12 protein-coding genes are annotated in these 12927 nt (G+C 62.2%); 3 read left to right on the top strand and 9 right to left on the bottom strand.

The genetic code is table 11. From position 1 onward, the window contains the following. The first annotated feature begins 72 nt into the window (after positions 1 to 72). On the top strand, positions 73 to 975 hold the full coding sequence (gene ppk2 / locus NKH60_RS04280) for a polyphosphate kinase 2 (protein WP_352501703.1): 903 nt from the start codon (positions 73 to 75) through the stop codon (positions 973 to 975). A 24-nt stretch (positions 976 to 999) separates the two neighbouring features. Here ppk2 and NKH60_RS04275 read toward each other — a convergent pair whose 3' ends face one another. The 3 genes from NKH60_RS04275 to NKH60_RS04265 all read right to left on the bottom strand — a co-directional run bounded on the left by NKH60_RS04275 (position 1000) and on the right by NKH60_RS04265 (position 3232). Beyond that, positions 1000 to 1749, bottom strand: a complete 750-nt coding sequence (locus tag NKH60_RS04275) for an enoyl-CoA hydratase-related protein (protein WP_023677343.1) — start codon at positions 1747 to 1749, stop codon at positions 1000 to 1002. Positions 1750 to 1764: 15 nt separating this feature from the next. Next, a complete protein-coding gene (locus tag NKH60_RS04270; protein ID WP_023677342.1) occupies positions 1765 to 2403 on the bottom strand; it encodes an acyl-homoserine-lactone synthase in 639 nt (212 codons plus the stop codon). A gap of 97 nt (positions 2404 to 2500) precedes the next feature. Next, positions 2501 to 3232: a helix-turn-helix transcriptional regulator gene (locus NKH60_RS04265; protein WP_352470107.1), complete on the bottom strand. Its 732-nt coding sequence runs from the start codon at positions 3230 to 3232 to the stop codon at positions 2501 to 2503. A 271-nt stretch (positions 3233 to 3503) separates the two neighbouring features. On the opposite strand from NKH60_RS04265, the gene NKH60_RS04260 reads away from it, so the two are divergent. Next, positions 3504 to 4355: an ABC transporter substrate-binding protein gene (locus NKH60_RS04260; RefSeq protein ID WP_352501702.1), complete on the top strand. Its 852-nt coding sequence runs from the start codon at positions 3504 to 3506 to the stop codon at positions 4353 to 4355. Positions 4356 to 4369: 14 nt separating this feature from the next. Here the strand turns inward: NKH60_RS04260 and NKH60_RS04255 are convergent, their stop codons facing one another. Further along, positions 4370 to 4780 (bottom strand): tellurite resistance TerB family protein, encoded by a 411-nt coding sequence (locus tag NKH60_RS04255; RefSeq protein ID WP_023677339.1) that lies wholly within the window; start codon positions 4778 to 4780, stop codon positions 4370 to 4372. Between the two features lie 238 nt (positions 4781 to 5018). Between NKH60_RS04255 and NKH60_RS04250 the strand changes: the two genes are divergently transcribed. After that, positions 5019 to 6671 carry a lysine--tRNA ligase gene (locus NKH60_RS04250; RefSeq protein WP_352613915.1) on the top strand — a complete coding sequence of 551 codons (1653 nt, stop codon included), beginning with the start codon at positions 5019 to 5021 and terminating at the stop codon, positions 6669 to 6671. Here the strand turns inward: NKH60_RS04250 and NKH60_RS04245 are convergent. From NKH60_RS04245 to NKH60_RS04225, 5 genes are all read right to left on the bottom strand, one after another. Continuing rightward, entirely contained in the window at positions 6634 to 7473 is an 840-nt protein-coding gene (locus NKH60_RS04245; RefSeq protein WP_352613914.1) for a thermonuclease family protein, read from the bottom strand. The genes NKH60_RS04250 and NKH60_RS04245 overlap by 38 nt on opposite strands. A gap of 11 nt (positions 7474 to 7484) precedes the next feature. After that, positions 7485 to 8129 carry a S24 family peptidase gene (locus NKH60_RS04240; RefSeq protein WP_352470103.1) on the bottom strand — a complete coding sequence of 215 codons (645 nt, stop codon included), beginning with the start codon at positions 8127 to 8129 and terminating at the stop codon, positions 7485 to 7487. A gap of 82 nt (positions 8130 to 8211) precedes the next feature. Next, a complete protein-coding gene (locus tag NKH60_RS04235; RefSeq protein ID WP_352613913.1) occupies positions 8212 to 10431 on the bottom strand; it encodes a 3-hydroxyacyl-CoA dehydrogenase NAD-binding domain-containing protein in 2220 nt (739 codons plus the stop codon). Positions 10432 to 10443: 12 nt separating this feature from the next. Further along, positions 10444 to 11652, bottom strand: a complete 1209-nt coding sequence (locus NKH60_RS04230; protein ID WP_352871304.1) for an acetyl-CoA C-acetyltransferase — start codon at positions 11650 to 11652, stop codon at positions 10444 to 10446. 32 nt (positions 11653 to 11684) lie between these two features. After that, positions 11685 to 12854 (bottom strand): acyl-CoA dehydrogenase family protein, encoded by a 1170-nt coding sequence (locus NKH60_RS04225; protein ID WP_352871302.1) that lies wholly within the window; start codon positions 12852 to 12854, stop codon positions 11685 to 11687. Positions 12855 to 12927 lie beyond the last annotated feature (73 nt).

Below are 12927 nucleotides of genomic sequence, written 5' to 3'. Positions count from 1 at the left end.
GATTCCGATTTTCGGGCCGATGCAGTAAGGCTCCCAATAGCACGAGTCCGGAAGCTGGAAAGGTTCGCCTCGATGAAAAACGCCAACGAAAGCCCCGCCGCACCCTCATCGGGGCCGCTGAAGATCATGATCGACGGCAAGGAGAGGGCGTTCGACATCGAGGCCCCCGCGCTTCCCGACTGGGTCGAGGACCGCAAGCTCACTGCCGGCGGTTACCCTTACGACAAGAAGATGAAGAGCGAGGAGTATGACGAGAGGCTAGAGAAGCTGCAGATCGAGCTGGTCAAGGCGCAGGCGTGGCTGCAGTCGACGGGCAAGCGGGTAATGTCGCTGTTCGAGGGGCGCGACGCTGCCGGCAAGGGCGGCACGATCTTCGTTTTGCGCCAGTATCTGAACCCTCGCACGGCGCGCAACGTGGCGCTGACCAAGCCAACGCCCACCGAGCTTGGACAATGGTACTTCCAGCGCTACGTCGACCACTTCCCGACGTCGGGCGAATTCGTCACCTTCGACCGCTCCTGGTATAACCGCGCCGGCGTTGAACCGGTGATGGGATTCTGCACGCCCGAGCAGCACGAGCAATTTCTGGACGAGGTTCCGCATTTCGAGCGGATGATTCGCAACGAGGGCATACATTTCTTCAAATTCTGGCTGAACATCGGCCGGGAAACGCAGCTCGAGCGATTCCACGACCGCCGCTGGAGCCCGCTGAAGAGCTGGAAGTTTTCGCCAATCGACATCGCCGGCATCAGCAAATGGGACGAATACACCAAAGCGCGCGACCTGATGGTCGAGCGCACGCACAAGGAGTTCGCGCCCTGGATCATTGTGCGGGCGAACGACAAACGGCGCGCGCGGCTGGCCGTCATGCAGCGCATTCTCCTTTCGCTTCCCTATGACGGCCGCGACCTCGACGTCATCGGCAAGGAGGACAAGAAGATCATCGGCGAAGGGCCGACTTTCCTCGAAAAATAAGCTCACCTCATCGATACGCGGCTCTCATGCCGCCAGCCGGGCAATCCGCTGCAGTCGCTTCAGCGTGGTGTCGTCCTGCAGCGCCTGCTGGAAAAGCGAGATCTCCTGATCGATGCGGTCGCAGAGCGCGCCGGTGTCGCCCCTAAGCAGGTCGCGCGTCTGTAGCAGCGCCGCGACAGGCTTCTTGGCGAGTTGCCTGGCTCTTGCCAACGTGGCTTCCTCGACGCTGCCGTCCGTCACGATCTCGCCGACAAGGCCCAGTGCCCTGGCATCTTCGGCGGCGAGCGTGTCGCCCAGGCAGAAGAAGCGGAACGCCCCGGCATAGCCGAGCTTCTGCGGCGCCAGAATGCTGGTCGCCGCGTCCGGCACCAGGCCGAAATCGACGAACGGCACCCGAAACGTGCTCTTGCTCGAGGCGATCACCATGTCGCAGTGGAACAGGATGGTGCAACCGACGCCGACGGCGTCGCCGTCGACACAGGCAAGGACCGGTTTCGGAAACGTCGCCAGCGTGCGGAACATATCGGTGACGGCGGCGATCAGTCGCCGATGTTTGGTGGCGTCGAGAAATTCGGAGAAATCGGCACCGAGGCAGAAGCACCCGGCCAAGCCGCGCAGGACCACTACGCGGACGTCGTCGTCGACAGCGGCTTCGTGGAATGTCCTGGCCAGGCTTTCATAGGCCCGCCTGTCCAGCACCGGGCGGCCGTCACCCGACGATACCGTGACGATCAGCGTGTGATTGCGGAATTCTGCTTTTGAGTGAACGTTCATGGCCTCTCTCCAATCTCACGAGGCGCGTCTCTGTCCGAGCATGTCCGGGTACCCTCTGGCCAGCACCGGCGCAAAGTGGTTGCGGCGCGAACGCACCACGTCGAGCGTGTGCTCGTTGAAGGTGAGCAGTGTGGCAACCACCTGCTGGTTGCCATAGGTACGCTGGTAACCGAGCGGCGTTGCCAGGAAATGCAGCTGCAGCGCGCGAAGCACCCACATCGGCTCGAATTCGATGATCACCTGGTTGACGTTGCGCTTCAGACCCCACTCGACGAAGCCGGCGATCAGCTCGGTGCCGACCGTCGACACGCCGCGCCGACCGTCGCGGAATCCCGGCGCAACCGCATAGCGGGTCAGTTCATAGACATTCGGGCCCGACGGTGGGGTTCCCTCATAAAGGTCCGCCAGCACATCGGTTAGAAGATGGGCCCGGGTTGTCGGCAACATCCGCTGATAACCGGCGAGCTCGCCATTGCGGATGACGATCTGGTGCACTGCCTCGTCGTGGTCGAATTGATCGATCTCGAGGCCATCAGGGCGCTGCAGATCGGTCCATCCCATCTCTTCGACGAAAACTCTGTAACGCAAACGATGAACTGCCTCCCAGAGGTCGGGCCGTTCCATCAGTTCCTGGGTTGTGAGGGAAAAAAGCATTTGCCGTCTCCTAGTTTCAATAGGAAGATACGGCCGTGCTTTCCCAAAAAAATTACGCGATCACGCAAGCAAGAATTTCTAGGCCGGCGCGGCCGACCTAGTTAATATAGCCGCGCCTTATCGCTTCCGCGACGGCCTGGACCCGGTTGACGGCACCGAGTTTGCTTTTGGCGTTAAGAAGGTGTTTCTCTGACGTGTGTTCCGAAATGCCGAGAATTTGTGAAATCTCCCATTCGGACTTGCCAACAGCAGCCCATTGCAGGCATTCGCGCTCACGCGGCGTTAATTCGACATGATCGATGGTTTTGCCCGCCATGGTGTGGAGCTGCATTGCGCGGCCAATCGCATAAGTCGAGACCAGCGACACCAACCCGAAATCGGCGCTCGACAATTCGACAGCCTCGCCGCCTAGCGACACCATGACGATCTGGCCATCGAGCGTGATTAGCGGAAAGGCCAACCCGTCGCGCAGCTTGAATTCCCCGGCATCGCCCATCACCTCGCCGCCGCTCTTGCCGATGCGGATGCCCTGAGATGCTTCCCGCCACTGGAATGGCGCTTGAAGCTGCTTCATGTGGCTGACGACGGGGTCGTGATCGACGTAGTTGCGCGCGACGTAGCGTTCAAGCCATTCAGCCGGCCAGTCGCAGAGCAGCACATGGTCCTTTTGCTGGTTTCTCGGCGTGCCAGGTTGCGGAACCGTCCCGGCCATCAGCGCCGTCAGCCCGAACCCGCTTGTTACCCCCAACAGCTTTTCGCAGACGGCGGCGGCTGTGCCGGCGTGCTGCAACTGATCTATCAACTCCAGCGTACGATCGAAATGACCCATCGCAACATCTACCCCATGTTGCCTTCCGCTCTTGAGGCCAATGGCAGTGATCAACCCGCACCACGCCATCAACCCCGGACTGCAAAGCTGCCTCCCCTGTGCGTCCTACTGCTCCTCTTCAGCCGGCATCACGCAGTCACTTGCAAACTCACTAAACAATATCCCTAAATTGCAATGATGAAACCAAAAACCGTCGCACCTGTGTTTTTTTCGTACAAAAACCTGTGTTATTTCGTACGAAAGCCGGGGCAAGACCGAACGGAGTCGTCGCGTGGCGTTTCGGCGCATATCCATTTCATTGATCTCGATATTGATCGGAGCGCAATCGCTTGCGGCTGCTGCGCTCGCCGCGGAGCCGCAGGTGCCCGTGTTCTGGGACGCCAAGGAGCGGCTGCCAAAGCCGGACCTTTCGATGCTGCCGCGGCTGCGATTCCTGACCACCACGGATTTCCCGCCGTTCAATTTCCTCGATGGGGCAGGCCGGCTGTCGGGCTTCCATGTCGACCTAGCGCGCGCCATCTGCGCCGAGCTCGGCGTTGCCGAAAAATGCCAGATCCAGGCGCTGCCCTGGGCCGAGCTCGAAGGTGCGCTCGGGAAGGGCGAGGGCGAAGCGATCATTGCCGGCATCGCCGCGACGCCGGAGTCGCGGTCGAAATACGCATTTTCACGCTCCTACCTGCAATTTCCGGCCCGCTTCATCATGCTGAAGACACAGGCGCTGACCGAACCAATGTTCGACAAGCTGCGCAGCAAGCGTGTCGGCGTGATCGCCGGCTCCGCGCACGAGCGGGTGCTGCGCGATTATTTCGGCGACGTCCAAATCGTCCCATTCGCAAAGCCGGAGGAGCTTTATGGCGAGCTGAAAGCCGGCAAGATCGACGCCGCCTTCGGCGACGGCATGCGTTTCGCCTTCTGGCTCGGCGGTTCGGATGCAGCGGGCTGCTGCCGCTTTGCCGGCGGCCCCTATCTGGCGCCCGAATATCTCGGCTCAGGCATGGCAATCGCCACCAGGGCCGACGATCCGGCACTGGCCGCCGCTTTCGACTACGCGCTGCAGGAAATCTCGGTGAAAGGCACGTTCGCCGAGTTCTATCTGCGCTATTTTCCCGTCAGTTTTTTCTGAGCTTGGCCGCCGGCTCAGGTCAGCGTGCGAAGGCGGGCCTTGGCGGCTCGCGCAATGGCGGCGACCGTCAGCGCATCGAGGTCGAGTTCCCGGCGGACGAGCTGCAGAACGCGTACCTCCTCCAGGCGCATTTCGAGATCGACAGCTGCGACCTCGAAGGCGGCGGCATAGGCGGTGTCACGCAGGCGTTCGGGCAGCGCCTCGGCGACGCGCGCCAGGACGCCCTCCAGCCCATCCTTTTCATGCAGCATTTTCTGGCAGGCCTGGGCGACCTCGACCAGCCGCTCCTGGTTGAAATCCTCAAACACCGGCCAGGATCGAACGACGTCGCCGATCCGCGCCAGTTCGACGTCGGTCATGTCGCGGTCTGACGCCGAGGTGATGACCATCAGGTAGATCATGGCTTCGTGTGGCGACAATGGCATTTACAACTCCTTGAGATGGTCCCGAAGTTAGGAACGAGGGACCGGCGCCGCAAGGAAAAACAGCCGCGATCGTTGGCGCTCCGATCACGCCTTGGAAGTTGATCCATCCTGACTATCGGGACGGGGGCTTCTTGCCTGATCACGGTCCTGCCCGAAAACCGGGTTCCACTTTTCGGGATCATGGTCTAGAGCATGCGGCTGCCGGCATCGATGCTGGCAACGTTGCAGGAATAGCATCATGGCCGAACAACAGCCGATCGATCTCAGCCCGGAAGTCCTCGCCGCCGCCGAAAGCAAGGCGTGGCCATTCGAGGAAGCGAAAAAGATCGCCGCCCGCTACGCGAGCAGCGGCTACCCGGAAACGGTGCTGTTCGAGACCGGCTACGGCCCGTCCGGCCTGCCGCACATCGGCACGTTCGGCGAGGTGGCGCGCACATCTATGGTGCGCCACGCCTTCCGCGTGCTGACTGAAGACAAGGTCAAGACGCGGCTGCTGTGCTTCTCCGACGACATGGACGGATTGCGCAAGGTGCCTGACAATGTGCCTAACAAGGACATGCTGCGCGCCTACCTCGGCAAGCCGCTGAGCAGGATACCGGACCCGTTCTCCAATGAGTATCCGTCCTTCGGCGCTGCCAATAACGCACGGCTGCGCACTTTCCTCGACCGTTTCGGCTTCGATTACGAATTCGCTTCCTCGACCGACTATTATACTTCCGGCCGCTTCGACGCGACGCTGCTCAAGATGCTCGAGCGCTTCGATAAGGTGATGGCAATTATGCTGCCGTCGCTGCGCGAGGAGCGGGCGCTGAGCTATTCGCCCTTCCTGCCGATCCATCCCAAGACCGGCATCGTCATGCAAGTCGCGATCGACGAGCGCAAGCTCGACGCCGGCACCATCGTGTGGCGCGACCCGGACACCGGCGAGCGCTTCGAGACGCCGGTGACCGGCGGTCATGCCAAGCTGCAATGGAAGCCAGATTGGGCGATGCGGTGGGCAGCACTCGGCGTCGATTACGAGATGTCCGGCAAGGATCTGATCGATTCCGTCAAGCTCGCCGGGCAGATTTGCCGCGCGCTCGATGCTCCGGCACCGGAGGGCTTCAATTACGAGCTGTTCCTCGATGAGAACGGCCAGAAGATCTCGAAGTCGAAGGGCAATGGGCTGACCATTGACGAGTGGCTGACTTACGCGCCGACCGAGAGCCTTAGCCTTTATATGTTCCAGCGCCCGCGAACCGCGAAGAAGCTCTATTTCGACGTCATCCCGAAGGCGGTAGACGAATATTACACGTTCCTCTCTGCCTATCAGAGGCAGGACTGGAAGGAGCGGCTGGGCAATCCGGTCTGGCACATGCATGACGGCAATCCCCCGGCAGTCGACCTGCCGGTTCCGTTCTCGCTGCTGCTCAACCTGGTCAGCGCCTCGAACGCGCAGAACAGGGACGTGCTGTGGGGTTTCATTTCGCGCCACGCGCCGGGTGTGACGCCGACAACCCATCCCGAGCTCGACCGGCTGGCCGAATATGCCATCCGCTATTTCGACGATTTCGTGAAGCCGGCGAAAGTGTACCGTGCTGCCGACGCGGTCGAGCGCGAGGCGCTGACCAAGCTTTCGGTAGCGCTTGCCGCGCTGCCGGCTGATGCCGACAGCGAGGCAATCCAGAACGCTGCCCTCAATGTTGCGCGCAAGATCGAGCGCTACCAGGACCATTCCAAGCAGAGCCCGGAGGGCGGACCCGGTGTCTCCGTCGCCTTCTTCCAGATGATCTATCAGGTGCTGATAGGTCAGGAACGCGGACCGCGCTTCGGCTCCTTCGCCGCGCTCTACGGCATCGCCGAAACGCGCGAGCTCATTCAGCGGGCGCTGGCTGGTCAACTGGCGGCATGAGGACGCCGTCTTGCTCCTCCAGGATCGAGCTAGGCGCTACAGGCGCGGATCGCGACGCAGCAGCCGGGAGCGGCGGCAGGCCTGAAACGCTCGGCGCCGGCCCGAAGACGCCTTTTTTTGCTGCACGCGCCTTCTCGCCGGCTTCTGCGTAAGGGCCGCCCTTGGCGGCGCGCGCCCAGCCATTTTCGACCAGCCATTGGCCGATATCCTGATTGCCGATCCGGCACTCGGCGGCGATCAGATCACGACCGCCTTCGGGCGGCACGGCACAGACCACCGCACGACTGCGGAGAAAGGCGCGGAAGGCCGTTCGCGCCCGAATGCCGCAATTCCAGGACTCGCCGCCGTCGGTGCAAGTCTCCTCCTGCTTGACGATGTCGATACCGGAAACCGCAATCGAATAGCCCTTTGCTTCGATGACCCCGGCGGCCGACGCGACGGGCTGGAATAGTTTCGTGCCTTTCCAGTCGTCAGGCATTTTCGTTTTTGGCGGCTTGGGCGGTCCGGCCAATGCCAGATCGCTCAACGGGGCGCGCGGCTCTATCCGTTCAAGCTCGTTAGAACCGGGCGGCGGCGGCACCACGATGTCTGGATCGATTGCCCTCGAATGCGCCGCCTGCTTGGCTGGCACTGGTTTCGGGATGGCCGACGTAGCCGGCGCGGCGGGCTGCGGTTCAGCGCCGACCTGGATTTGCTCCCAGGGGCCGCCGCTTTCGCTCTGGACGGCGCGGCCGCCGGCGACAATTGCCGTGGCCATCGCCGGGATCGCCAGAACAGCCAAGGCAAGGTGAGGCAGACGCACCGGCCCCGCGCCTACTGGCTTGCCCAGACAATCCGCGCCACCCATTCGACATCGCGCATGGGGATGTCGCGGTCCGGGTGATCGGGATTGAGGGAGACCAGCGCGATCGACCTCGGTGTCTGGCGGTCAAGCACCTTGGCCATCACCTCGCCGGCATTGGTCTTGACGACGACGCGATCACCCTTTCGTATAGTAGCCCCCGGCTCGACGATCAGGACATCGCCATTGCGATAGAGCGGCAGCATGGAATCGCCCTGGACCTTCAAGGCATAGGAGGTCTCGGTTGCCCGTGCCGGAAGCTCGATCAGGTCCCATCCCTGCCCCGCTGGAAACCCGGCGTCGTCGAAGAAGCCACCGGCGCCCGCCTGGGCGAAGCCGAGCAGCGGCACCGACGATCTCTGCACGGGTAGTGAGCCGGAATTACCCCGACCCTCGACCAGCCCCGCAAATTCGTCCAGCGAGGCGCCGGTCGCCTCGATGATCTTGGCCAGCGATTCGGTCGACGGCCAGCGCGGCCGTCCATCTGAGGACAGCCGCTTCGATTTGTTGAAGGCGGTCGAGTCGAGGCCAGCGCGCCTGGCCAGTCCAGAGGCCGAAAGCGAATAACGCTCGGCAAGAGCGTCGATGGCGGCCCAAACGCGGTCGTGCGAGAGCACCTTGCTCTTCCTTCGAAACAGGAAAAAATACCTTCCCTGTTCTACCCCTTGGCCGCCATCTTGTCCACCGCCGAAGACGGTGTCAGGCTGCCTCCTTGGCCTCGTCCCTGGTATAGGGATCGAAGCGCTCGTAAAAGGTCTCGCCCTTCTCGGCCATATCAAGCAGCAGCTTCGGCGCCTTGAACTCGGTGCCGTATTTCTTCTGCAGGCGCTTGGCGATTTTGACGAATTTCTTAGCGCCGATGCCGTCGATGTAGGACAGTGCACCGCCTGTATAGGGCGCGAAGCCGAAGGCCAGGATCGAGCCGACATCGGCCTCGCGTGGGTCGGTAACGATGCCCTCTTCCATCACCCGTACCGCCTCAAGCGCGATGGTGACCAGCAGCCGCTGCTTCAGTTCCTCATAATCAACCTGCTCCGGCGCCAGCTGCGGGTAGAGATCCCTGAGACCTGGCCACAGCTTCTTCTTGGCCGGTTTTGCCGGATAGTCATAGAAGCCCTTGCTGTTCTTGCGGCCCAAGCGACCATGCGTGTCGACCATCGTGTTGATCAGCGCCATCTGCTTCGGATCGACCGCCTTGTCGCCGAGATCGCGCATGGTCTGCTTCATGATCTTCTGGGCAAGGTCGATCGCGGTCTCGTCGGTCAATGCCAGAGGACCGACCGGCATGCCGGCGGCTTTCGCCGCATTCTCGATCATCGGCGCCGGAACACCTTCGATCAGCATCTTGTAGGCTTCCGACATGTAGCGCAGTACGCAGCGATTGACGTAAAAACCGCGCGTATCGTTGACGACGATCGGCGTCTTCTTGATGGCGCGGACGAAGTCGATCGCGGTGGCCAGCGCCTTGTCGCCGGTCTTCTTGCCGAGGATGATCTCGACCAGCATCATCTTGTCGACCGGCGAGAAGAAATGAATGCCGATGAAATTCTTCGGGCGCGCCGAATTCCTGGCCAGCGATGTGATTGGGATGGTCGACGTGTTCGACGCGAAGATCGCCGACGGCTTCAGCACCGCCTCGGCCTGTTCGGTGGCATCCTTCTTAACGGCCGAATCCTCGAACACCGCCTCGATCACAAGATCACAGCCGGCAAGATCGGCGTAATCGGCCGTCGGCGTGATCAGCGACAGCAATCTTTCCTTGTCCTCTGGCTTGGCGCGGCCCTTCCTGACCTGATCCGAGATCAGGTTGTCGGAATGCGCTTTGCCCTTGGCGGCGGACTCTATGTCGCGGTCGAGCAGCACCACCGGAATGCCGGCCTTGGCCGTCACATAGGCGATGCCGATGCCCATGAAGCCGGCACCGAGCACGCCGATCTTCTTGAACTTCGTTTCCGGCACACCGGCCGGGCGGCGCGCGCCCTTGTTCAGTTCCTGCAGCGACACGAACAGCGAACGGATCATCGCTGCCGCTTCCCTGGTCTGCATGATCTCGGTGAAATAGCGTTGCTCGATCCGCAAGGCGGTGTCGAACGGCACCAACAGGCCCTCATAGACGCATTTCAGGATGGCGGCAGCGGCGGGATAATTGCCATAGGTCTCGCGGCGCAGAATGGCGATGGCCGGGGGCCACAGATTGGCACCGGCCACCGAATAGATCGGGGCGCCGGGCAGCTTGAAGCCCTTTTCATCCCATGGCGCCACCGGTTTCAAGCCGTTCCTGATCATCGCCTTGGCGGTTTCGACCAGCTTGTCCGGCTCGGCAATCTCATGGATCAGGCCCATCGACTTGGCCTTCTGAGGCGACAGCGTCTGGCCGGACGTCAGCATTTGCAGCGCCTGCTGCTGGTCGGTCAGCCGCGGCACGCGCTGGGTGCCGCCGGCGCCCGGAAAAATGCCGATCTTCACTTCGGGAAGCGCCATCCTCACTTTGTCTGAATCGGCCGCGACACGGCCATGGCAGGCGAGCGACAATTCGAGCGCGCCACCCATGCATGTGCCGTTGATCGCCGAAACCCATGGCTTTCCCGAAGTTTCCAGCTTGCGGAATAGGCCGTTCATGGTGCCCGCATTGTCGAACAGGGCCTTGGTCGCCTTCTCCGGGTCCTTCGCCTTGTCGGCGGCGAGGGTCGCCAGCATCTTCTGCAGCATGGTGATGTCGGCGCCGCCCGAGAACGTATCCTTGCCGGAGGTGATCACCGCGCCCTTTATCGCTGCATCGCTCGCCACTTTGTCGACGATGGTATTCAGTTCGAGCATCACCTCCTCGGTGAAGACGTTCATCGAACGGTCCGGCATGTCCCAGGTGACCAGCGCAATGCCGTCGGCGTCGATGTCGAGGGTGAAATTGGTGTAGCTCATCATCTCTCTCCGTCAGACGCGTTCGATGATCGTTGCAGTGCCCATGCCGGCGCCGATGCAAAGCGTCACCAGCGCGGTGTTGAGGTCGCGGCGTTCCAATTCGTCCAGCACCGTACCGAAAATCATCGCACCGGTGGCGCCGAGCGGATGGCCCATGGCGATGGCCCCACCATTGACGTTGATCCGGTCATGCGGAATGTCGAAAGCCTGCATGTAGCGCAGCACCACCGAAGCGAAGGCCTCGTTGATCTCGAACAGGTCGATGTCCGACAGCTTCATCTTCGCCCGCTTCAACAGCTTCTCGGTGACGTCGACGGGGCCGGTCAGCATCAGCACCGGTTCGGAGCCGATGTTGGCGAACGCACGGATGCGTGCGCGCGGCTTGAGGCCGAGCGTCTTTCCCGCCTTTTTCGAGCCGAGCAGCACGGCCGCCGCGCCATCGACGATGCCGGAGGAATTGCCGGCATGGTGGACGTGGTTGACCTGTTCCACCTCGGGATGCTTCTGCACGGCGACGGCGTCGAAGCCGCCCATTTCGCCGGGCATGACGAAGGACGGGTTGAGCGCGGCAAGCGACTGCATGTCGGTCGAGGGCCGCATATGTTCATCATGGTCGAGGATGGTCAGGCCGTTCTGGTCCTTGACCGAGATCACCGAATTCTTGAAGCGGCCCTCGCCCCACGCCTTGGCGGCACGCTTCTGGCTTTCGACTGCGTAGGCATCGACGTCGTCGCGCGAAAAGCCGTATTTGGTGGCGATCAGGTCGGCCGAGATTCCTTGCGGCACGAACCAGCCGGGTAGGCCGACCGATGGGTCCATGAACCAGGCGCCGCCGGAGGCGCCTATGCCGACGCGCGACATCGATTCGACGCCACCGGCGATGACGACCTCGTCGGCGCCCTGCGCGATCTTGGCGGCGCCGAAATTGATGGCGTCGAGGCCCGAGGCGCAGAAACGCGATATCTGCATGCCAGGCGCCTTGGTGTCGTAGCCGGCCTCGAAAGCGGCGGCACGTGGAATGACCGCACCCGCCTCGCCAACCGGATCGACACAACCGAAGATGATGTCGTCGACGGTGCCGGTGTCCAGCCCGTTGCGGTCGCGGATGGCCTCGAGCACCTTGGCGCCGAGCCGCACCGCCGGCACTTCGTGCAGCGAGCCATCCTTCTTGCCCCTGCCGCGCGGCGTGCGCACGGCATCATAGACATAAGCTTCGGCCATTTTCCTGCTCCTTGGGTTTGCCGAAAAGTCGCTCAGAGCGAGCGCCCGATCAGCAATTTCATGATCTCGTTGGTGCCGCCGTAGATGCGCTGGACGCGGGCGTCGCGGAACATGCGCGCAATCGGATATTCATTCATGTAGCCATAGCCGCCATGCAATTGAAGGCATTCGTCGACGACTTTTCCTTGCAGGTCCGACAGCCAGTATTTGGCCATAGACGCGGTCACCGGGTCGAGGCCGCCGTTAATGTGGCGGGCAACGCAGTCATTATAGAAGACGCGGCCGATGGTCGCCTCGGTCTTCAATTCGGCAAGTTTGAACTGGGTGTTCTGGAATTCGATGATGGGCTTGCCGAAGGCCTTGCCCTCCTTGACGTAGTCGATGGTAAGCGCCAGCGCCCGCTCGATCATGGCGATAGCAGTGGTGCCGATCTGCAGCCGCTCCTGCGGTAATTGCTGCATCAACTGGACGAAGCCCTGGCCTTCCTCGTTGCCGAGCAGGTTCGAGGTCGGCACACGCACGTCGTTGAAGAACAGTTCCGACGTGTCGTTGGCCTTGAGGCCGATCTTGTCGAGGTTGCGGCCGCGCTCGAAACCTTCCACCTCGTCAGTCTCGACGACGATCAGCGAGATGCCCTTGGCGCCCTTCTCAGGATCGGTCTTGGCAACGACGATGATGAAATTGGCGAGCTGGCCGTTGGTGATAAAGGTCTTCGAGCCGTTGAGCTTGTACTGGTTGCCGTCCTTTTCGGCGCGCGTCTTGACGCTCTGAAGGTCGGAGCCCGCACCCGGCTCGGTCATGGCGATGGCGCCGATCAGCTCGCCGGTCGCCAGCCTCGGCAGCCATTTCTTCTTCTGCTCGTCCGAGCCGTAATGGAGGATGTAGGGGGCAACGATCGAATTGTGCAGGCCAATGCCGAACCCGTCGACGCCGACATGGCCGATCGCCTCGATAATGGCGCTCTCATGCGCGAAGGTGCCGCCCGATCCGCCATATTCCTCCGGCATCGAGGCGCACAGCAGGCCGGCAGCACCCGCCTTCAGCCAGCTCTCGCGGTCGACCATTTCGTTCTTCTCGAACTCGTCGTAACGCGGCGCGATCTCTTCCGACATGAAGCGGTGCGCCATGTCGTAAAGCATGCCGACCTCGTCCGCCGCCCAGGCGGGCTTGGGAAGGCCAAGGATTTCGGCGGGGTGGGTCATGGTTTCTCCCTCGCGCCGACGTTCCCCTCCCCCTCGAGGGGAGGGTGGCCGCGAAGCGGCCGGGTGGGGTCGC

The sequence above is a fragment of the Mesorhizobium sp. M1006 genome, assembly GCF_040318825.1.
GTDB lineage: Bacteria > Pseudomonadota > Alphaproteobacteria > Rhizobiales > Rhizobiaceae > Mesorhizobium.
The sequence above is the reverse complement of the archived record's forward strand: the minus strand, read 5'-3'. Positions and strand labels throughout refer to the sequence as shown.